We start from the raw sequence: 22,327 nt of genomic DNA on the forward strand, positions 1-22,327 counted from the left end.
TGGTGAAAACGATATACAAATGTAAGAAAAACTACTAAATGGGAAAGATAAAGAATAGATTAATTTGTTAGGGAGGGTAATAATGAATTTTGGACTAAATATAGAGACTTTTATTACTATCTTTTCAATAGTACTTTCGACAATAGGAATTGTATACATTCTCAGATTCAATTGGAAGCAATATGGTGCCCTCTTTTTGTTCAGTGCTATTACAGGGGAGCTAATTTGTATATTTTTTATCAAAGTTGGATTTTATTCATATCCATATAGGTTATTTCCATCCATATCTTCAATGCCATTTGTAATAATACTAACTATGTTTCCCCTTTATGTTTTAATAGGAGTAAGATATAGTCCAAAATCTTGGTATCATAAGGTACCCTTTTATTTGATTATTGTACATATAGGAGTGCTATTAGAATTATTATTTGAAAACACTACAGAATTAATTAAATATGATAGATTTTGGGATGGATGGGATTCCTATACCTGGTGGTGGGTATTCTTACTAACTTTTGAGTTTATAGGAGGAACAATTGTGTCAGAAAAATTCAGAAAACCATTAAACATTGAGACGCTACGATTTGGTAGGATTGGATGGATTATACAACATCTAATTTTTATAGCTACTATATTTTTATTTGGATTCTACGTGGGAAGAGCCACTTTATGATATACTAGCTTTAATATAGAAAATTAGTATTATATATATTGAAATATGTGTGAAAGAATCTCAAAGAAGGGGGAAGTGAATTATGAGTCAACATATGTTTAATTTTAGTTTCGGATTAGGCTGGCTATGGATGATAATAGGATCTTTACTGAAAGTAGCTATAGTTGTAGCAATTGTTGTAATTATAGTTAAAGTGCTTCAAAATAATAAAAGAAATGATAATTCAAGCTATAAACCGATGGGGAATACACATTCTAATAGGGCTATTGAAATTCTTAAAGAAAGATATGCAAGAGGAGAAATTGACGAAGAGGAATATAAAAGCAAGTTGAATCAACTAAAGGAATAAACACATATAATTTAGATAAGTGACTTCTGAAGTAAAATATTAAAGTTAATTTTAATAAGAACTACTATTAAAATCGCTCTTTTCAAAAAAGGAGCGATTTTTAATTTTAAATGAGGAAATTGCATAAAATTTTAATATGTAACTTCCTCAAATAATTGAGTAACAATAATTATTTATTTGGTAGCTTCTCTAAAGCTTTTTTAACTATATTTCCACAATTTCTTGATGATACTCCACCCCAGCCGTCTCTTTGAACTGTATCATATACACCTAGTTCTTTAGCTATTTCTACTTTCATTTCTTCCAAAGCTTGTCGTGCATGGGGAGAAGGGGAATTTAGTTTACTCATATTATACCTCCTAATTAATAATAATTTGATAAATGGTAAAAATATATACAGATTTGTATTATAGTTTTATTTTGTGTAAAAAAAAGATTCATAATCCATAATCTTTTTAACATTCAAACCAAAAATTGCTTAGTTAAATGAAAAGTTAATTGTATTAAATATTACTATTTAGCAAAAATTAATTTTAGTTGGGTTATTTAAGGAGGATTCCTAATGACAATACATTCTCAAGTTACACAAACATTAGCTAATTTAAAAGGTATTAAGGCTACATTGTCTACATATCAAGTGCAAGAAAAAAATGAAGATACAAAAAATATTATTAAAGAGTCAGTTAAAGAAACAAATGAAATAATAAAAGATTTAGAAAATAGAATTAAAACATTAGAGCTAGAAGAGCCTCAATATAAGGGATATTAGGAGGAGCTATAATGAAAGAATGGGTAGAAATATTATTAAGAACTATAATACTGTTTTTTGTAACATTAGGATTGGTAAAGATAAGGGGAAAAAAACATCCTACTAAAATGACAGCCTTTGATTACATTTCTTATGGTGTAATTATTATACTAGTTACCTTAACATCAGTAAAAATTATTGAAAATTGGGTTTTTGGAGTTATAGCATTAATGGTGTGGAGTCTATTTCCAGTTGGCCTTGATTACCTGTCAATGAAAAGTAAAATGCTATATGAATTTATTCATGGAAAAGAAACTGTTTTGATTAAGAATGGAAAGATATTAGAAGAAAATATTAGTAAGTTAAAAATGACAGGAGAAGATCTATTAAGAGAATTGAGAACAAAAAATGTTTTTTCGTTGGCAGATGTTGAATTTGCGATGCTAGAGACTACAGGAGATGTGAATGTATTATTAAAGTCAGATAAAAAGCCAATTACAGCAAAAGATTTAGGTGAAAAAGTATCAATGAGTAAGGAATCACAAACAATAATTTTAGATGGGAATATTATTGATGAGGCTTTGTTTAACGCAGGTTTAAATAGAGATTGGGTTGGAACGCAGCTAAATGGAATGGGGATATCTATAGACAATGTTTTCATAGGTCAAGTTGATTCTTCAGGAGATTTGTTTGTAGATCTTTTTGATGATTCTATTCAACATCCACAGCCTAAAGTAAAGGATCTTCTTTATGCCAATTTACAAAAGGTTCATGCAGACCTTATTACCTATTCTTTGGAAACTGAAAATTCCACTGCAAAAGAAATGTATTTAAAGAATATTAAAAAGATAGATAAGATGATAAAAAAGCTTAAACCATATTTAATCAATTAGAAGGTGATAAAGTGTCAAATAAAAAGAAGAAAAAACTAACAAAGATTCAACAAGATTATCAAGATTTTGCAAATCAAAGAGAACCCAAACGACCTGTAGTAAAAAACTGTTTGAAGGCTTTTTTAGTAGGTGGAACCATATGTACTATTGGACAGGGTTTACAATGGTTTTTCATAAAGTATTTTGATTTTACTGAAACTACAGCTGGCAATCCAACGGTAGCGGTATTGATAATAACCTCAGTATTATTAACTGGTTTAGGAGTGTATGATCATATGGGCCAATGGGCAGGGGCAGGCACTGCTATTCCCGTAACAGGATTCGCCAATACAGTTGCTTCTGCTGCTATCGAACATAAGAGTGAAGGATATGTTTTAGGTGTAGGAGGAAATATGTTTAAGCTGTCTGGCTCAGTAATTGCTTATGGAGTATTTTCAGCCTTTATTGTTAGTATAATTAAAATCATAATTCAATGGTTAGGTGGGATGTAAATGCTAGCAGGACATCAAACATGGCAATTTGAATCGAAACCAGTTATATTATCATCAGCTGCAGTTGGGGGTCCTTTTGAAGCAAACGGGAAACTAGCTAATGATTTTGATATTCTTCACGAAGATATTTGGCTTGGACAGGATAGTTTTGAGAAAGCCGAAAAGAAATTATTAGAACAAGCTTGTGAAATGGCTATTCAAAAAGCAGGAATGAAGAAAGAAGATATTGGATTTTTAATCAGTGGAGATCTGATGAACCAAATTATTTCTAGTAGCTTTGCTGCGAGAACTTTAGGAGTACCATTTCTAGGAATTTTTGGAGCATGTTCTAGTTCAATGGAAGGATTAGCATTAGCAGGGCAATTAGTCGACAGTAGTGCAGCAAACTATGTAATTGCAGCAGCATCAAGTCATAATGCTGCTGTAGAAAAGCAATTTAGATATCCAACAGAGTATGGTGGACAGAAGCCACCTACTGCTCAATGGACAGTCACTGGTGCAGGTGCAGCATTGGTAGGTAAGAAGGGAGAGGGACCAAAACTTACTTCTGCCACAATTGGTAAAATAGTGGATATGGGACTTTCAGATCCTTTTAATATGGGAGGAGCCATGGCCCCTGCTGCAGTTGATACTATAGAAGCTCATTTTAGAGATTTGAATATTGATCCTTCATATTACGATGTTATAGCGACTGGAGATTTAGGTTCGGTAGGACATAGAATAGCTGGAGACTTATTGGATAAACATGGACTTAAAGTACCAAAAGATATTTTAACTGACTGTGGACTTTTAATATATAGTGATAGTCAGCCAGTTTTTGCAGGAGCAAGTGGATGCGCTTGTTCTGCCACAGTTACATATGGTCATTTTTTAAAGGAAATGAAAAAGGGAAATCTAAAGAAAATTTTGGTTGTAGCAACAGGAGCATTATTATCTCCTTTATCTTATCAACAGAAAGAAAGTATACCTTGCATTGCTCATGCTGTGTCGATAGAAATGGAATAGAAAAGAGGTGCTATATAGTGGAAAAATTTATTTGGGCTTTTATAATAGGTGGAGGTATATGCGTAATAGGGCAAATAATGATGGATGTTTTTAGACTAACACCTGCTCACACTACCAGTACTCTGGTTGTTGTTGGGGCAATATTAGGAGGTCTAGGTTGGTATGAACCATTAATTAAATTTGCTGGTGCTGGTGCATCAGTTCCAATTAGCAGCTTTGGCAATTCACTAGTAAAAGGTGCATTAGCTGAGGCAAATCGAGATGGGATAATAGGAGTCATAACAGGAATTTTTGAAGTGACTAGTGCAGGAATATCTTGTGCTATAATTTTTGGTTTTTTGGGAGCATTAATTTTCAAGCCAAAGGGATAAATTTTATAATTCTAAATATAGATTACTAATATTTAGTGCCGAAATTGTATGAGAATATAATTCTCATTGACTATGAAAAGGAGGTGATTAGCTTGACAGTAGGAACTCAAATGCAACAGGCTATAGCTGGCGTACAAAGTGCATCTGCTACTATGAAAACTTTTGCTTTAGAAACACAAGATCAACAAGCCAAGAAAGAGTATCAACAGTTAGCCCAAAGTTTAGACAGTGCTCTTCAGACATTAAAGAAAAGACAACAATTTATTGAGCAGCAAGAGCCTCAATATAAACAGTAATAAAAAAGATGTAAAATCAAGTCAAAAGCTAAGCTTTTGACTTGATTTTACAAGGTGCTGTAATGGGTTAAAACATGTTTAAAGTTTATATATATTAACATTTCCTGAAGATGTTTTTATGTTTATAGTGCTATTAGAACTGTCACCAACAAAGCCATTTAGATGATTTTGTTTAATAGTTCCTTTAACTGTAACAGGAAATTCAATATCAATATTACCTGATGATGCCTTAGCATGGATTTTGAAGCAAGATTCAGGTGGTAATCCTAATGAAACCTTTCCAGAAGATGTTTTAATATCACTGGTGCATTCATTAAAGTCATTATATTTAGCATTTAATTTTCCAGAACTTGTGGAAGCATTTAAATCTCCATTTAAATCTTCAATATCTATGCTCCCTGAGCTAGTGGAAATATCTAATGGTCCTTTGTGTGATTTAACTTTTGCCTTACCTGAACTAGTTGAGATGCTTAATTTACCCTCATAGTTTTCAAATAAAGCATCACCTGAAGAAGTCCTGAAATTTGAAATACTTGCTTTTATATAGTTAGCGACAATATTTCCAGAGGAAGAATTGCATTCTAAATTATATATGCTTATATTTGATATATAAGTATCCCCTGAGGAAGCTTTAGTAATTAAATCTTCTTTATAAGTATTTGGTAGATATACATCTAACACTAAGGAACCTCTCCAGCTGTTAAAACCAATTAAATTGAAATTTGATGTCTTTTCTATTTTTACTTCTATATTAATCTTACCTTCTTCTACTTCACAAAAAAGTTGTGGGATATTATTTTCATTATTAGTAGAAACTTCGCCGTGAAAATGAACCTTTAATTTGTCCTCATTAGTTTCAATTAAGTTTATATTTGGACTTGATACTTTAATATAAATCCTATTAATATCTTTAATACTAAAACTTTTTCTTACATCAACGCTCTTTTTCATGAAATCCCTCCAAGTAACTACTATATACTAATTGACAAATATTAAATTAATTAAATTAATTAATAGTATTGAAATGATTTAATGTTTCATTATGTATATGAATTTAATTTAATTATACTTGCAATAAGTTAAAAAGTCAAGAAGGGTTTTTAATAATATTAAATATTATATTTATATATTTAATATATATTTTAAATAATTAAAGCTACCTTACTTGAACTAGCTTAATATACTGAAAATTCTGCTCCTATCATACTAAATATTAGAATATAAAAAAAACGAAGTAAAGGAATGGATTCCTTACTTCGTCATTTCTATCCATATTTTAGTACCTTTATTTACTTTACTATTGATACCATACTTAAAATTATGGGCTTCTAGAATGTTTTTAACAATAGACATACCTAATCCTGTTCCAGTATTATTTCTTTGTCTTGATTTATCAACTTTATAGAATCTGTCCCATATATGTGGAAGGTCTTCTTCTGGAATACCAATACCATTATCAATAATTTCTATTCTAATCATGTTCTGCCTATCTGAGATTTTAATTATGACAGTAGTATCATTAGTCGAGTGCATTATGGCATTATTAATAAGATTAAGGATCACTTGATATATTTTGTCTTCATCAGCAGTAACCATTATACTATCAGCAGAAAAATCTTTTATAAGAGAGATTTCATTTTCCTTAGCTATATGGGATAATTTATCTAATACCTTCTTTATAGTTTCAATAATATTGAAATCAGTTAGGTTAGGAGTATAATAACCAGCCTCCATTTTAGAAAGGTATAGCATATCTTCTACCATATTATTTAATCTGCTAGATTCATCTATAATTACGTTTAGATAATCAGCAGTATTTTTCTTTTCTTCTCCTTTAGTTTCCATTACCAATTCTGCATAAGCTCTAATTAAACTGATGGGTGTTTTAAGCTCATGGGATGTATTAGCGATAAATTCCCGTCTAAATTTCTCAGTTTGACCTAGCTGTGTAGATAGATTATTGATCGTTTTGCCCAATACACCTATCTCATCCTTAGATTTAATATTAACTTTGGATGAAAAATCTCCTTTAGCAATTTGTTTAGCAGCTTGATTTATTTTTACAATTGGACTGGTAAAAATTTTAGCTAGAATTAGGGCTAAAACAGTACCTATTGCTATTGATAATAGAGTAATAATTGTCAATTGCCTTCTCAGTATAGTGATGGTTTCTTTTATAGGTTGAACCGGAGAACTTAATATAGCAGTTCCTACTATTTCATCGTTATGAACTAAGGGAACGCCGACTGTAATAAAGGTTGCATTTAATATATGAATTCTATTTTGCTTAACAAAAACTTTTTGGCTTAAAAGGTCTCTTCTAATGTCTCGAAAATTTAAAAAGCTATTGATATTATCTCTGAAAATTTTAGAACTATCACTACTATACAAAACACCTTGGTTAGGGGTAAAAATTATTATACCCGCAGTATAAGAAGAAGTAAAAGCATCAATCTCGTCTTTAATATTCACAGACAAAGGGTCAAGATTTTCAGTCTTTTCTATTAATGATGCAATAGCTTTACCTTCATTCAGGAGAAGATTTGATCTCTCATTTAGATAAAATCTGTTTAAAAAGAATATTTGAAATATCCAAATAAGAACAATAATAATTATAACTAATCCTGTAATACCTAACCATAGCTTGCTTAAAATACTCCTCATATTATTCTTCCACCTTTAATTTATATCCCGTTCCCCAAACGGTATGAATACATTTTTTATGATGGGCAAGTTTTTCTCTTAACTGTTTGATATGGGTATCTACTGTTCTTAGATCACCATAAAAGTCGTATCCCCAAATGTTATCTAGTAACTGTTCTCTTGTATAGACTCTCTCAGGATTTCTAGCGAGAAATTTAAGAAGTTCAAATTCTTTAGGAGTTAGAGAAATTTCTTTGTCTTCCAAGAAAACTTGTTGTGATAAATTATTTATTTTAATATATTTTCCTATATTTATTATGTCTTTATACTTAGCATTTGTTTTATTATTTGCTCTTTTTAAAACAGCTTTAACTCTAGCTACAACTTCTTTGGGACTAAAGGGTTTAGTAATATAGTCATCAACTCCTAGCTCAAAACCAAAAAGTTTATCATATTCTTCTCCTCTAGCAGTAAGCATAATTACGGGTAGGTCGGAGGTTTCTCTAATCTTTCTACATACTGTCCATCCGTCTATTTTTGGCATCATTACATCTAAAATGAGAAGAGAGTAATCAAATGAATCAAGCTTATTTAGAGCATCCTTGCCATCACGGGCTTCATCAACCTGAAAGCCTTCTCTTTCAAGAAATATCTTTATGACTTGTCGCATTTTTTCCTCATCATCAACAATAAGTATTTTTTGACTTTCCATAGACAATCCTCCCATCAACAACTTCTATAGAGATATAATAACACAATAAGCTATTAATAACTTCATAAAGAGAAAAAAATCATAAAACCATCACAAAAATAGAATATATTTACATTAAATACATTTATAACCTAAAAAGATATATTCATCACAACTTTTGACAAGAAAATCAAAAATTGTTCAACTTTTTATCATAAATTTATCACATTTGATGGTTATACTAATCTTAAGTTTAAAACCAAATAATTAATTGGGAGGTTTGATTAAATGCTAAAAAGGTTTAGAATTGGTAGGTTCATTTTATGTATTACTCTAATATTAATAATGACTATACCAACAATGTCATTTGCTGAGGAGCCAGAGGAGAATACAGAAAAACAAAGTCCATTAGAAACAAACGATAAGTTTAAGGCTAGGGAATCTATAGAAAAGAGAGAAGAAGGATTTCTCGATATTATAGAGAAATATTCTCCAGAAACATTAGATGACTGGAAAGAAGCTATTGAAACAAGAAAAGAATTAATAAAAGAAATAAGAGAAATGAGAGCTGAGAAAATAGATAATAAAAAAGGAAAATTCAATGATGAACGCAAGGATAAAATTGATGAATTTAAAAAACTGAAGGAAGAAAAAATACAGGAGTTAAAAGAAAAGATTGACAATGGCAAGCTAAGTGAAGAAGAAGCAAAAACTGAGTTTAAAGAATTTATGGAGAATCAGAAATCTAAATTTAAAGATAATAGGGAGCAGCTTTCAGAGAGAAGAAATAGAGAAAAAACTGATGAATGGAAATCTAAGAGAAAAGAAAAGATAGAAAAAATGAAAGCTAAAAGAGAAGAAGTCAGGGAGACACGTAAGAAATTAATTGAAGCGATTGAATCCGATGATTCGGAAACTGTTAGTGAAATATTAGGAAGTATGCTTAGTGAGTTTAAGAAAACAAATGATCTTATTGAAAATAAGATAGAAGAATATAAAAACAATAAGATTGATATAATAACGAGCATGGTTCAATAGCAAAGGATGTAGCTTTGCAAATACGTTAAGTAAATGTATTTTAAAAGAGCTGAGGATATTTTCCTCAGCTCTTACTAATTTTTATCTTCTTTTAATTTTTTGGCCATAACTTGACCTATTTTAATGCAACCTTTGATATCTTCTTCAGTAGCAGAGCTTTTTGCTTCCACCGAGTCAGTAATTAACTCAAATTTACTTTCAGCAGCGAATTTTTCGAGATTATTAACTCCACCACCACTCCAGCTATAAGAACCAAAAATAGCTAAATAGCGATTTTTTAAGTTCCTATTTTTAAGTTTATGAACTAGTTCTCTAATTGGTGGGAATAGAGAAGCATTATAAGCACAAGATCCTAAAATCAATCCTTTATACTTCCAAATGTCACTTAATAAATATGATGGATGGGTTTTTGATGCATCATATACTTTGATATTTTTTATTCCTTCTTGAGCCAATGACCTAGCAATGGTATCAGCCATTTGCCCAGTATTGCCATACATTGTACCATAAACTATGACAACACCTTCCTCACCTTCATATTTACTCCATTTATCATATAGAGATATAACCAAGTCTAAATCATTTCTCCAAATAGGGCCATGGGTTGAACAAATATATTTAATATCTACATCAGATAATTTTTTTATTGCTTTTTGTACCATTGGACCATATTTGCCAACTATATTTGAATAATATCGTCTCATTTCATCTTCAAAGAGATGTAAATCTACTTGATCGTCAAATATTCCACCATCAAGAGTGCCGAAGCTACCAAAGGCATCTCCAGAGAATAATATGTTATTATTTTCTTCATAAGTCATCATAGTTTCAGGCCAGTGAACCATAGGGGTCATATAAAACTTTAACTTGTGATTTCCTAAGTCTAATACATCTCCTTCATCAATTGTTTCAACATTTTCATTTATCCTATAAAAATCATCAATCATACCAATTGTTTTTTTATTACCAACAATTTTAATTTCAGGATAAAGCTTAGTTATTGCACGTAATAATCCGGAATGATCAGGTTCCATATGATTTACAATAAGATAATCAATTTTCTTATCTTTTCCTATAATACTTTGAATTTTATCAATGTATTCATAGAAATAATCCCCTTGAACTGTATCTATTAATGCTACCTTTTCATCATTTATAAGATATGAATTATATGCAACACCGTGGGGAAGGGGCCAAAGATTCTCAAAAAGCTCTAAGGTTCTGTTATTAACACCAATATAATGTACATCCTTCGTTATATTAACCGAATTAAGCATGATACTACCTCCTAAATTAATCTTCTCGCAATATATCAAAAATATATATACCTATATAATACTAAATTAAACACTTAATTTTAGAATTCACTTTAAATAACGTAAATCCAACTTTATATAATAAGTAAATAATATAAAAAAGTGAGTTATAAAGGACTTGATTTTCCATGAATTTATTTCTTAGCAGGCAATATATAAGTTATATAATAAACTCCAGGAACTATTATAGCTCCCCCGACTATATTACCTAATGTAACTGGAATGAGATTATTATACCATATTTCTAGCCATGAGTTAGTGATACCTGAAAACTTTCCTAAAGATAGGAAGAACATATTTGCTATAGAGTGTTCATATCCAGATAATACAAATAACATTATAGGAAACCATGTTGCCAAAATTCTAGAAGTGATATCTCTAGCAGCAGTACCCATCCATACTGCTAGAACAACTATGAAGTTACAGAGTATTGCTCTGATAAAAGCTTCTCCAAAGGTTAATGATAGTTTGCTTTCACTTATTTTAATTGCTAGATTCAAAGCATTTTCTTGTAAAAGATTAGAATAGCTAATTGACCATGCAAGAATAATTGAGCCGATAAAATTACCTAAGTACACAAGAAACCAATTTCTTAATAGCTGTTTTAATGTTATTTTTTTACTAGCTAAGGCTAAAGTCATAAGATTATTCCCTGTAAAGAGTTCTGCTCCTGCTATAACAACTAGCATAAGACCTACTGGAAAAACAAAGGCTCCCAAAAATTTCATAAGACCAATATCTATATTGCTTAGAGATTGCATTACAATAATGTCCCCATATGCTCCTAAGCCTATGAAAATTCCAGCCATAATGGCGAGAAGAAGAGTTCGTACTATAGATAGTTTGGCTTTAGTCTCTCCGGCTATTATAGTATATTCTGCTACTTCAGAAGGAGCTAAATATCTTTTCTCCATAAAATGTCATCCTTTTTTCTTATTTTGTTCTTATTTTTTCAGTTTTCAAAGCAAAAAATACTAATAGATAAGTAAAGTATAATATTGTTAATTACCATAAGTGTCATAATATAAAAGGAGATGAATTTAAAGGTATGAAAATAACTGGAATAAAGAGTATTGAAAAATTAGGTGATTCTATTAATGTGTTAGTCGATGTTGATATTGGAGCCGATAAAGCAAATGAATGGGAATTGACAAATGCAATTATCTCAGTAATGTATACAAAGGAAAAAGACGGATTTACAGAGTATATGGAGCTATTAGATAGAGGAATAATAGTACATGGTTATGAAATAAGTCCAAATGAAGAAAAGAAAATTATTGATTATTTAGAGAATAATGATATACCTAATCGTTTAAATGATTAATTATGACTTTTCTTATATTGATGAAATTGCATATTGAAATTTTATGCAAGATTATATTCTCGTGACTCCGGTATTAGCCACTTTGTTATTTAATTTAAGGAAAAAGTGACTGAATAAGTCGCAACTCCGATGAAAATCTTGAAAAAATATATTTAATTTGTAAATATGCAATTTCCTCATATTAAATATAAGGGAGAAATTCTTTAAAAGACTCAGCAATGAAAAATTGGGAGTCTTTTTTTTATAATTCAAAAAATATAAAATAAATTTCATTTCAATTTTTAATAATATTAAATATTTAATAATTATATTTTAAAATATAAAACTATAATTAAAAAAATTAATAATTTACATTGACAAAATTTAAATTCATGAATATAATTAAAATATAAATACATAATAATTAATATTATTAATATAAAAATAAATAAAATAAATCTAGAATTAAAATATGTTGACAGGAGGAGAATGTATGAATAGGTTAGAAAAACAAAATTTTGGATTATATGCAGTAGGAAGGCTAGTTTCACTATTAGGAAGCGGTATACAAATGATAGCAATCCCTTTATATATATTGCAAGTAACAGGCTCAGGTACTATGATGGGGATATTTACATTTTTAAACTGGTTACCTACATTAGGAATAGCACCTTTTGCTGGGGTGTTGGGTGATAGATGGAATAGAAAGAGAATAATGGTTAGTATGGACTTTGCTAGAGGAGCTTTAATACTATTACTTTCTTTTTTAGCATTTACTGATAATATGAGTATTATGATTTTGTTTGTATGTCAAGTATTTATCTCCTTGATGGATGCAATCTTTTCTTCATCAACTCAAGCCATGATACCAGAACTTGTGAAGGAAGATGATTTAATGAGAGCTAATTCACTTATAGGTAGCATTAATAGCTCATCTATGATTGCTGGTCCTGTTTTAGGAGGTATCATATTTGGATTTGGTGGAATTAGGCTTGTATTCTTAATAAACGGCATTTCATTTGCTTTATCTGCTGTAAGTGAGATGTTTATTAAATACATCAGTACAACTGAATCTAAGGAAAGGTTATCGGTAGATAATGTAAAAAGAGACTTTAAAGAAGGATTTAGTTTTATTAGGAATAATAGAAATTTATTAACTTTGATAATATTCTTTTGTTCAGTTAACTTTTTAATGAATCCATCATTTGCTGTAATAGTGCCTTTTGCATTCAAAGAGGTAATTAGATTTTCAGACCAGGTGTATGGTATTCTAGAAGCTACCTTTATGGGAGGAATTCTATTAGGAAATATAGTCCTTGCTACACTATTATCCAAGAAGAGCAGTAAAAACCTAATTAAGTTAGGAATGTTTGGTATGGTAGTGTTTAATATATTTTTCACTATAACATTATTTCCTAATAGTATCGCCTATTTTGGAGGCTCATCCCTTAGTTTAGTAATAATAATAAGTATCGAGTTCATCTTAATGGGTATATTTAACGCATTATTAAATACACCTATTAATACAAGTTTTCAAAAAATGATACCTAACAAATTAAGATCTAGGGTAAATTCTGTAACTATGGTTATTTCCCAGGCTGGCGTGCCAATAGGTGCCGTAATATATGGAATTCTACTTGATTTAATGTCAGTTCACTACCTATATGGAATAGTATCAGGACTATTTACAATATTAGCTGTAGGTTTTCTTTTGAAAGCACCTGCAGAAGTATATGAATTTAAGGAAGCTAAAGGTAATAATAATGAATCTAATACTACATCAAAAATAAACTTAGAAGTTTCATGATAGAGTAATAAAAAAACTATTAATAGAAAGCAATGAGGTGATAGTATGAATAACAATCATTATGAATTCGAATTGTCACTTGATGTAAAAAAAGAAAGGATACACTCTAAAGTTGAGATAATATATTTTAATAGCAGTGATGATACTAAAGAAATAAACTTTTATTTACATGAAGAGTTCAAAATAATAAATGTAAAAGCAGCAGATGAATATAGATCAATAATAGACTATAGTTTTAAAAAGAAAAATGATACAAATCCATTTTTACCAGAAGCTAATATCTTAACAATATATTTTGACAAGGAAGTAAAAAAGAATGAGAATATTATTTTGAGTTTTGAATATGAGGGGAAAATTGGTACTGTCAGTGAATTTGAGATTAACAGAGTCACAAGTGATTGGGTGGAGCTAGGATTATACACACCTTGGTTCCCTTTAGATAAGAATATGAGATTATTTACTTATAACATGAAGTTATCAGTAGATAATGAATATTCTGTTGTGGGAAATGGGAAAACAGAAAAAAGTGAGAATTCTTGGATTATCAAGAATCCACAAGGAGACTTTGATTGTGTAATTTTAGCATCAAAGGACTTAAAAGTTAAGCAAGTAATAAGAGATAAGATAAATGTAAAGCTGTATTACACAGATTTAATAGATAAAGGTACTGTTAGGTATACACTAAAATCTACCCAGGGGATCATTGTTGCATATTCTGATATATTCGGAAAGATTGATAATCAAGAGATGAAAATTGTTTATGCAAAGCGTAAAAAGGGTGGCGGATATGCTAGAAAAGATTTTATAGTGCTATCTTCTAGGTTAGATGATAATATTTCAAGTTTTAAATCATTAGCTCATGAATTAGCTCACCTTTGGTGGAAAAACGCCCCTACTGATACTTGGGAAGATTGGTTAAATGAATCATTTGCAGAGTATTCAGCTCTGTTAGCTATAAAAAAAGAGTTAGGAGAAAAACACTTTATCGAACTAATAAAATCAAAGCAGGAATCAATAGAGGGATTACCTTCAATCAAAGGAATCCAACGAGATCATGAAAAGGCATATTCAGTCTTATATGACAAAGGATGTATACTGTTATATAGATTAGAAAATAAAATTGGACATGATAGATTCAAGCTTCTATTTATGTTGATTAATGAAGAAAAAGTGGACTCAACAGAAAAATTTTTAAGTCTCTTGTCAAAGGTTACTGATAAAAAAATAGTGAAATGGTTTGAAAAAGAGCTCATTAAATAATCCCATAGAAATAAGCTGGAAGTCTTAAGACGTTCAGCTTATTTTTTGAAAAAATTCAATACTTAATTCTAGCAAGTATCTCTTAATCTATTCTATAAATTCTATGCAGATTATATTTATTGTTTTTCGACACTTTAATTTATTACTGTATTTCTTTTTCAAATTATAGGATATCCATTATTAGAATGAAAGCAATTAAGTGCTATGGCTTTTGTTGAATTTTGCCCGGGAAATAAAAAATCGTCATAAATTAAAATATTATGACGATTAGATAACTCTGATTTTAAGTTTTTAAATAAATATGACGATAGTCATAGATTGAAAAATCAGATAATTCATTTTGAAATTCGCTTTCCACAAAATATTAAAATGTAACTTGATAAATGCAATATATTAGTTTGCATTTTTATACTTCAAACATCTATTACAGTTAGCACAGTTAGCTAGTTTCTTTTCTAAATCTGTACAGGCACGTTTTGAGAATAAGCAAGGGATGTCCATTGATTTAGATTGTTTTTTTATAAGTTTTGTCAAATTATGTTCAATATAATCATATAAAACTATCACCATATCAGTATTTTTAGGAATTTTTTTATTTCTCATTCCTTTCTTTCTGCCACTCCAATGAATATATTCATCTACGCCTTTTTGAGTAAGTACATCTGGTATGTTTCCCAAACTGTCTCCGCCAACTATTAAAGCAGTCATATAAATCCTCCTCATTATTTTTATTATAAATATTTAAGAAATTGCTATAAGATATAGAACAATTCAATTATCTTAAAATAAACTGAAACTTATTTCAAGAAGATAATGAAAATCATTATCAATTAAATAATATCATAATTATTTTTACCCTTCAATAGTTTTTCTAAACTGAGAAAAATTAAAAATGAAAAAAGCTTAAGTACCCAATCGTATTAAACTGGAATTTATAATAGAATACAATTATAATTAAAGAAAGGTACCGAAAAGGAGATATACTTTCGTATTACTATAGTACAACGTAAGGTGGTGAGAGTTTGGCCAAGATTCTTGACATTTTTAAAAGAAAAAAAGATACATTAGAAGAAAGACTTATAAGCATTAAGGAAGGAGACACACAAGAAAGGGAAAATTTGATTGCAGAATATACTCCTTTCATAATAAAATCTATAACAAAAGTTACTAATAGATATATTGAAACAGAAAATGATGATGAATATAGCTTAGGATTAGAAGCTTTTAATGAGGCAATTAATAAATATGATATTGAAAAGGGGAAGTTTTTGAGCTTTGCACAACTTCTCATTAGGAATAAAATAATAGATTATTTAAGAAAGGAAAGCTCAAAGGAAACAGTGATATCTATAGATGAAGAAAATGCTAATAGTGGAGTTTCCTGTCATGCTATAGGAGAGGAAGACTTTACAGATAAATTAGATATGAAAAATGAGATAATTAAATTCCAAAGGCAGCTAGAAGAATTTGATATATCTGTGAATGAATTAGTAGAATCTTCACCTAAGCATATTGATACTAGATTGAATTCAATAAGTATAGCTAGATATATTGTGGAAAATGGTCATATAAAAGAAAAATTATTGAGCAAGAAGGTTATGCCAGTTAAGCAGCTAACAACAGAAATTAATGTAAGTAATAAGGTATTAAAGAGAAATAGAAAATTTATAATTGCAACAGTATTAATACTTAATAGTAATTCCCAATTATTAAAGAATTATATAGAAGAGGTAGAAAGGAGGGAATAGCATGGTATATAGGGGCACAATTATTAAAGAAGAAGAAAATTTTATAGTAGTATTAACTAATAAATCTAATTATATGAAACTTAAGAAAAAGGGAGAAAATCAACTTGGTAAGGAAATAATTTTTTTGGAAGAAGATATTGTAAAAGAAAGAACGACAAGATATTCAAAACATTATGCTATAGCTGCGGTACTAGTACTGCTAATAATTACTACTGTAATGTTTGGAAATTTAAGTCTAAATAACCTAATGGATTTTAATACTTATGCCATTGTTAGTTTGGATATAAATCCTAGTCTTGAGTTTAAAATAGATGAAAATGATACTGTAAGGAAAGTAATGGCAATTAATAAAGATGGCAAGAATATAATTGATAATGATATGGTAGGTATGAAGATTGAAGATGCTATATATCAGAGCATACAAAATGCTATTTCTGCTAATTACTTGACTGAAGGAAATGATACAATATTAATATCAAAGGCAATAATTAAAGAGAATGAAAATAATAATATAGATGTGAAAACTAAAATCATTGATAAAATAGAAAATAGTAGCAGTAAAAAAGGTGATGGTATTAAGCTTGTATATATAGATTCAAGCAAAGAAAACTATAAAAAAGCTGAAAAAGAGAATATTTCAATAGGTAAATATGAATTATATAAAAAGATATCAGAGAATAATAAAAATGTGTCTATAAATGAAGTCAAAGATATGAAGGTCACCGAACTAGTTAATAAGAATAAATCAATAATAAAGGTTGAAGATATAGATAAAAGTGATGCTAAAAGTAAAAATAATGATAAGAACAATGGAAATAATGACAGTGAAAATAAAGTGAAGGATAATAGGAATAAAGACAAGGATAAAGTTAATGATAAGGAAAAAAAGGATAGTAATCTGTCCAATGATAATAGCGATATAGATAAAAGTAATAATGGTAAAGATAATATAAAATCAAAAGATGATAATCATGATAAATCGAAAAAGGATTATAAAGATGATGAAGATGATATAAAAAATAAGACTAAAGAAAGCAAGGGAAAGGATAAAAATAATAAACAAAATAATGATAATAAAGATATAAATAAATCACAGGATAAAAGCATTAATGAGGATAATAACTTAAAGGATAGAGAAGATAAGAATGATAAAGATATAAATAAAGACGATAAAGACAAAAAAAGTTCTAATAGAAAAGATGACAAAAAACTTGATAAAGATAAGAACGATGACTATATAGATAAAGAGGATAGAAAAGAAAATCATAAGGTAAAAAGTGATTATAGGAATAATAGTCAAGATAAAAAGAATGACTAAGTTATAAAATAATAAAGTCAATAAATTAGTGGAGCTTTTTTCACTTTTAAATAGTTTTTTGGTAATATTACAGTAATATTACAATTATAAAAAAGGGTTGCACTTGGAATGTTTTTCTAATATACTAGAAGGGCAGAAAATATTCAAGAAAGGGAGGTCGTGTTGATGACAACTTTAGGAATGAGAACATTTATTAGAAAAATGATGGTGGCGGATGCAATAGTGTTCGGCAGTGGATTCATTAAGTTAGACATGTTAAACAGCAACACTACACGACCTGTGACTTTAGGATAGGAATATTTTCTTTAAGTACTTATGATGTTTCTATGTATATTAAGCCATGGGTGGAGTGTCTTTGCCTATGGCTTTTCTGTGTCTTTTTAGCTTTTTTAAACAAATAGTTTTAAAAAAGTTATGACTAAGAATAGCTATATTAAGCCATAGGTAATAAAATGCCTATGGTTTTTTATATTAAAAAATAATAGGGAGATGTTAAATGATGAAAAGTGTGAAAATTGAGAAGATTTCAATCTATCAGAAGGAAGGTAAAAAAGGCTTTAAAGAATATGGATAACTATTATTTTGATAGATAATGTGACAGAATTATTAGTAGTAACTTATAAGAAGGCAAGGAGGGGAAGACTTTGAAAAAAATAAGATTACTTTGGGATTTCATGAAGGGCTATAGACTAATGTATATTGGAGCTATTTTCAGTGTTTGTTTCGCAACATTATTTACTCTTTTGAACCCTCTAGTATTAAGAACTACGATAGACTCTATTATTGGTGATAAACCATTGGATTTGCCTAATTGGGCAACTAATATAGTTGAATTTTTAGGTGGAACAAATGAGTTATCTCAAAAGCTATGGATTTGTGCATTGATAATTATTGCATTAACCATATTAAGAGGATTGTTTTTATATCTAAAAGGTAAATGGTCAGCAGTATCAGCTGAATCTACAGCTAGAAATATGAGAGAAAAGCTTTATGATCATTTACAGCATTTAAACTATGATTATCATGTTAAAGCAGAAACTGGTGATTTGATACAGAGATGTACTTCTGATTTAGATACAATAAGAAGGTTCCTAGCTGTACAGTCGGTAGAAATTGGAAGAGCAATATTTATAGTAAGCTTGATATCACCAATAATATTTTCATTAAACACTAAGCTTGCATTAGTTGCTTTAATTGTAATACCTTTTATTTTTGTATTTGCTATAGTATTTTTTATGAAAATTAAGGCATCATTTAAGCTTTCCGATGAAGCAGAAGGAAAAATGTCAGCAGTTCTACAGGAAAACTTAACTGGTATGAGAGTTGTTAGGGCATTTGCTAGACAGAAGTTTGAAATAGAAAAATTTGACGAAAAAAGTAAAGAATATAGAGATTTAACCTATAAGGTGGTTTGGCTGCTAGCATGGTATTGGGCATTGTCAGATTTGTTATGCATGCTTCAGATAGGAGCTGTACTAATATTAGGAACGTACTGGGCAGCTACAGGAGTTATAACCCTTGGAACATTAGTTGTTTTCATAACATATGAAGGAATGATTCTATGGCCAGTAAGACAATTAGGAAGAATCTTAACAGATTTGGGTAAAACTTTAGTTTCTTTAGAGCGTATTAAAGAAATACTAGATGAACCAATTGAAAAAATTGAAGCAAATGAATCTACACCAGAAATTAAAGGTGATATTAGATTTAAGGATGTTTATTTTGAATATGACAAAGATAGACCTGTATTAAAAAATATTTCATTTAATGTTAAGCAGGGTGAAACCATAGCAGTTATGGGGCAGACTGGATCAGGGAAATCTTCACTTATACATCTTTTAGCCAGATTATATAACTATAAGGAAGGATCAATAAAAATAGATGGAGTGGAATTAAAAAATATTCAAAAGAAATGGATTCGCAAGAATGTTGGAATAGTTCTACAAGAGCCATTTCTATTTTCTAAAACCATAAAGGATAACATTGGATTAGCTAGAAAAGAAGCGAAAGAAGCTGAAATATTTGAAGCAGCTAGAGTAGCTGCTATACATGATGTAATATTAAATTTTGAGAATGGGTATGAGACTTCGGTAGGAGAGCGTGGAGTTACGTTATCTGGTGGTCAAAAGCAAAGGATAGCAATAGCTAGAACTATTATTAACGATACACCTATTTTAGTTTTTGATGACTCTCTTAGTGCTGTAGATACTGAAACCGACGCTTATATTAGGAAAGCATTGAATAGTAGAAAGAATAACGCTACTACATTCATAATTTCTCATAGGGTTTCTACCTTAGCTGAAGCAGATAAAATAATCGTATTAGATAAGGGAGAATTAATCCAAATGGGTACCCATGAGGAATTGATAAAGCAACCCGGACTATATAGTAGAGTTTGGAAGATTCAGAATTCTCTTGAACAAGACATGGATAAGATTGGTTAGTTAGACAAAAGGCGGTGATCATTTGGAAACTTTTAAAGAGCAGGATTATGACAAGAAAATTGATTTTGGTTTATGGAGAAAGCTTTTACGCTTCCTTAAGCCCTATAAAAAGCTATTATTACTGTTAAGTGTAGTAATGATAGGGGTATCTGGAGTAGATGTGATCTTACCATACATGAATAAGTATGCTATAGATAATTTTGTTGAAACTGGGAATTTAGATGGACTTTGGAAGTTCGGTGGAATTTATCTAGTATTAGTTATTATTCAAGTAATTAATATTGGAGTATTCATAGCAATTGCAGGAAAGATTGAGACTTCTTTACCCTATGATATACGTAAAGTTGGATTTGAACGTCTTCAACAACTATCCTTTTCCTATTACGATAAAACACCTGTAGGATGGATGATGGCACGTATGACTTCGGATATAAGAAGATTAGGAGAAATTATTTCCTGGGGATTAGTTGATTTCGTTTGGGGATTTGCAATGATGATAGGTATTGCAGGAGTTATGCTTTCGCTAAATTGGAAGCTAGCATTAATCACATTATCTGTAGTACCATTTCTTGCAATAATTAGTAGGTATTTTCAGAAGAAGATATTAAAAGCATATAGACAAGTTAGAAAGACAAATTCAAGGATTACAGGTGCATTTAATGAAGGAATAAGTGGTGCAAAAACAACTAAGACATTAGTTAGAGAAGAAGAAAATTTAAAAGACTTCCAACATTTAACTGGTAAGATGAGAAGCTCGTCTATAAGAGCAGCGATTTTCTCAGCACTATTTCTTCCAATAGTTTTGACATTAGCAAGTATTGGAACAGGTTTGTCCTTATGGTTTGGAGGACAGGGAGTTCTAATGCAAACAATTAGTTATGGAACTCTCGTATTATTTATCTCATATACAACTCAGTTTTTTGAGCCAGTTAGTCAGATAGCAAGAATTTTAGCTGAGCTACAGGCTGCTCAGGCTTCGGCAGAGAGGGTAATGTCCATGATAGAAACTGACTTAGAGGTTAAGGATAGTAGAGAAATCGTAGAAAAATTTGGAACTATATATAATCCTAAGAAGGAAAATTGGCCTGATATAACTGGAAATATAACCTTTGAGAATGTTACCTTTGAATATAAAGATGGAGAGAAAGTACTAGAAAATTTTAATTTAAATGTAAAAGCAGGAGAGACCATAGCTTTAGTTGGAGAGACTGGATCTGGTAAAAGTACAATAGTAAATCTGGCATGTAGATTTTATGAGCCAACCTCAGGAAAAATACTAATAGATGGAGTAGATTATAGAGAAAGGTCTTTAGAGTGGTTACATTCTAATCTAGGATATGTTCTACAGAGTCCCCATCTATTCAGTGGTACTATTAGAGAAAACATAAAGTATGGTTTTCTTGATGCCACTGAGATGGATATAATAAGAGCATCAAAACTAGTGAATGCTCATGACTTTATTAGCAACTTAGAAAGTGGGTATGATACTGATGTAGGTGAAGGTGGAGGCAAACTATCTACGGGAGAGAAGCAGCTAGTGTCCTTTGCTAGAGCAATAGTATCAAATCCTGCCATTTTTGTACTAGATGAAGCAACATCTTCAATAGATACTGAAACAGAAAAATTAATACAGCATGCTATTGACAAAGTATTAGAGGGAAGAACAAGTTTTATAATAGCCCACAGACTTTCTACTATAGTATCTGCTGATAGAATATTAGTTATTAAAGAAGGTAAAGTTACTGAGCAAGGAAATCATGAAGAGTTGATTAAGAAGAAAGGGTATTACTATAGCTTATATACAAATCAATTTAAAAAAGAAAAAGAATCAACAATACTAAACGCATAAACATTTTAAAATTAACAAAAGCAAGTTGCACTAAAAAGTTGCAGCTTGTTTTTCATTATATAGCTTTTTGATAAAATTAATTAA

At 29.9% G+C, this 22,327-nt stretch carries 24 protein-coding genes; 17 read left to right on the top strand and 7 right to left on the bottom strand.

Going from position 1 to position 22,327, the window contains the following annotated elements; all coding sequences use genetic code 11:
• The first annotated feature begins 82 nt into the window (after positions 1-82).
• Positions 83-673, top strand: a complete 591-nt coding sequence (locus JMO20_RS09320; protein ID WP_202709314.1) for a CBO0543 family protein — start codon at positions 83-85, stop codon at positions 671-673.
• An 82-nt stretch (positions 674-755) separates the two neighbouring features.
• The gene (locus tag JMO20_RS09325) at positions 756-1,022 is read left to right on the top strand and encodes an SHOCT domain-containing protein (RefSeq protein WP_243414698.1); all 267 of its coding nucleotides are present in this window, start codon (positions 756-758) and stop codon (positions 1,020-1,022) included.
• 169 nt (positions 1,023-1,191) lie between these two features.
• Here the strand turns inward: JMO20_RS09325 and JMO20_RS09330 are convergent, their stop codons facing one another.
• On the bottom strand, positions 1,192-1,371 hold the full coding sequence (locus tag JMO20_RS09330) for a small, acid-soluble spore protein, alpha/beta type (protein ID WP_202709315.1): 180 nt from the start codon (positions 1,369-1,371) through the stop codon (positions 1,192-1,194).
• Between the two features lie 213 nt (positions 1,372-1,584).
• Here JMO20_RS09330 and JMO20_RS09335 point away from each other — a divergent pair, with 213 nt between their 5' ends.
• The 6 genes from JMO20_RS09335 (at position 1,585) to JMO20_RS09360 (ending at position 4,826) form a co-directional block, all read left to right on the top strand.
• The gene (locus tag JMO20_RS09335; protein ID WP_202709316.1) at positions 1,585-1,791 is read left to right on the top strand and encodes a DUF1657 domain-containing protein; all 207 of its coding nucleotides are present in this window, start codon (positions 1,585-1,587) and stop codon (positions 1,789-1,791) included.
• Positions 1,792-1,802: 11 nt separating this feature from the next.
• On the top strand, positions 1,803-2,663 hold the full coding sequence (locus tag JMO20_RS09340; RefSeq protein ID WP_202709317.1) for a DUF421 domain-containing protein: 861 nt from the start codon (positions 1,803-1,805) through the stop codon (positions 2,661-2,663).
• 11 nt (positions 2,664-2,674) lie between these two features.
• Positions 2,675-3,154, top strand: coding sequence for a stage V sporulation protein AC (gene spoVAC / locus JMO20_RS09345; RefSeq protein WP_202709318.1), 480 nt, complete (start codon positions 2,675-2,677; stop codon positions 3,152-3,154).
• A complete protein-coding gene (gene spoVAD / locus JMO20_RS09350) occupies positions 3,155-4,159 on the top strand; it encodes a stage V sporulation protein AD (protein ID WP_202709319.1) in 1,005 nt (334 codons plus the stop codon).
• 17 nt (positions 4,160-4,176) lie between these two features.
• Complete coding sequence (gene spoVAE, locus JMO20_RS09355; protein ID WP_202709320.1) at positions 4,177-4,530, top strand: stage V sporulation protein AE; 354 nt, start codon at positions 4,177-4,179, stop codon at positions 4,528-4,530.
• A gap of 83 nt (positions 4,531-4,613) precedes the next feature.
• The gene (locus JMO20_RS09360; protein ID WP_341534015.1) at positions 4,614-4,826 is read left to right on the top strand and encodes a DUF1657 domain-containing protein; all 213 of its coding nucleotides are present in this window, start codon (positions 4,614-4,616) and stop codon (positions 4,824-4,826) included.
• Positions 4,827-4,904: 78 nt separating this feature from the next.
• On the opposite strand, the gene JMO20_RS09365 is transcribed toward JMO20_RS09360, so the two are convergent.
• The 3 genes from JMO20_RS09365 to JMO20_RS09375 form a co-directional block, all read right to left on the bottom strand.
• On the bottom strand, positions 4,905-5,777 hold the full coding sequence (locus JMO20_RS09365; RefSeq protein WP_202709321.1) for a DUF4097 family beta strand repeat-containing protein: 873 nt from the start codon (positions 5,775-5,777) through the stop codon (positions 4,905-4,907).
• Positions 5,778-6,077: 300 nt separating this feature from the next.
• Positions 6,078-7,490 carry an ATP-binding protein gene (locus JMO20_RS09370; protein WP_202709322.1) on the bottom strand — a complete coding sequence of 471 codons (1,413 nt, stop codon included), beginning with the start codon at positions 7,488-7,490 and terminating at the stop codon, positions 6,078-6,080.
• Position 7,491: 1 nt separating this feature from the next.
• Entirely contained in the window at positions 7,492-8,181 is a 690-nt protein-coding gene (locus JMO20_RS09375; RefSeq protein WP_202709323.1) for a response regulator transcription factor, read from the bottom strand.
• A gap of 267 nt (positions 8,182-8,448) precedes the next feature.
• Here JMO20_RS09375 and JMO20_RS09380 point away from each other — a divergent pair, with 267 nt between their 5' ends.
• Positions 8,449-9,198, top strand: coding sequence for a hypothetical protein (locus JMO20_RS09380; protein ID WP_202709324.1), 750 nt, complete (start codon positions 8,449-8,451; stop codon positions 9,196-9,198).
• Positions 9,199-9,272: 74 nt separating this feature from the next.
• Here the strand turns inward: JMO20_RS09380 and JMO20_RS09385 are convergent, their stop codons facing one another.
• Positions 9,273-10,475 carry an FprA family A-type flavoprotein gene (locus tag JMO20_RS09385; protein WP_202709325.1) on the bottom strand — a complete coding sequence of 401 codons (1,203 nt, stop codon included), beginning with the start codon at positions 10,473-10,475 and terminating at the stop codon, positions 9,273-9,275.
• A gap of 173 nt (positions 10,476-10,648) precedes the next feature.
• Positions 10,649-11,428 carry a formate/nitrite transporter family protein gene (locus JMO20_RS09390; RefSeq protein ID WP_202709326.1) on the bottom strand — a complete coding sequence of 260 codons (780 nt, stop codon included), beginning with the start codon at positions 11,426-11,428 and terminating at the stop codon, positions 10,649-10,651.
• A 134-nt stretch (positions 11,429-11,562) separates the two neighbouring features.
• Here JMO20_RS09390 and JMO20_RS09395 point away from each other — a divergent pair, with 134 nt between their 5' ends.
• From JMO20_RS09395 to JMO20_RS09405, 3 genes are all read left to right on the top strand, one after another.
• On the top strand, positions 11,563-11,838 hold the full coding sequence (locus JMO20_RS09395) for a hypothetical protein (protein ID WP_202709327.1): 276 nt from the start codon (positions 11,563-11,565) through the stop codon (positions 11,836-11,838).
• Between the two features lie 472 nt (positions 11,839-12,310).
• Complete coding sequence (locus JMO20_RS09400; RefSeq protein ID WP_202709328.1) at positions 12,311-13,624, top strand: MFS transporter; 1,314 nt, start codon at positions 12,311-12,313, stop codon at positions 13,622-13,624.
• 45 nt (positions 13,625-13,669) lie between these two features.
• A complete protein-coding gene (locus JMO20_RS09405) occupies positions 13,670-14,884 on the top strand; it encodes a M1 family aminopeptidase (protein ID WP_202709329.1) in 1,215 nt (404 codons plus the stop codon).
• A gap of 393 nt (positions 14,885-15,277) precedes the next feature.
• Here JMO20_RS09405 and JMO20_RS09410 read toward each other — a convergent pair whose 3' ends face one another.
• On the bottom strand, positions 15,278-15,592 hold the full coding sequence (locus JMO20_RS09410; RefSeq protein WP_202709330.1) for a DUF2325 domain-containing protein: 315 nt from the start codon (positions 15,590-15,592) through the stop codon (positions 15,278-15,280).
• A gap of 314 nt (positions 15,593-15,906) precedes the next feature.
• On the opposite strand from JMO20_RS09410, the gene sigI reads away from it, so the two are divergent.
• The 5 genes from sigI (at position 15,907) to JMO20_RS09430 (ending at position 22,243) form a co-directional block, all read left to right on the top strand.
• Positions 15,907-16,632: an RNA polymerase sigma-I factor gene (gene sigI, locus JMO20_RS09415; RefSeq protein ID WP_202709331.1), complete on the top strand. Its 726-nt coding sequence runs from the start codon at positions 15,907-15,909 to the stop codon at positions 16,630-16,632.
• A gap of 1 nt (position 16,633) precedes the next feature.
• Entirely contained in the window at positions 16,634-17,950 is a 1,317-nt protein-coding gene (locus JMO20_RS09420) for an anti-sigma factor domain-containing protein (protein WP_202709332.1), read from the top strand.
• Positions 17,951-18,115: 165 nt separating this feature from the next.
• Positions 18,116-18,244, top strand: a complete 129-nt coding sequence (locus JMO20_RS20350) for a hypothetical protein (protein ID WP_279380091.1) — start codon at positions 18,116-18,118, stop codon at positions 18,242-18,244.
• A 350-nt stretch (positions 18,245-18,594) separates the two neighbouring features.
• On the top strand, positions 18,595-20,394 hold the full coding sequence (locus JMO20_RS09425) for an ABC transporter ATP-binding protein (protein ID WP_202709333.1): 1,800 nt from the start codon (positions 18,595-18,597) through the stop codon (positions 20,392-20,394).
• A gap of 22 nt (positions 20,395-20,416) precedes the next feature.
• On the top strand, positions 20,417-22,243 hold the full coding sequence (locus tag JMO20_RS09430) for an ABC transporter ATP-binding protein (protein ID WP_202709334.1): 1,827 nt from the start codon (positions 20,417-20,419) through the stop codon (positions 22,241-22,243).
• Positions 22,244-22,327: the final 84 nt, after the last annotated feature.

This window comes from Sporosalibacterium faouarense (assembly GCF_016765695.1).
GTDB classification, from domain to species: domain Bacteria; phylum Bacillota; class Clostridia; order Tissierellales; family VENL01; genus Sporosalibacterium; species Sporosalibacterium faouarense.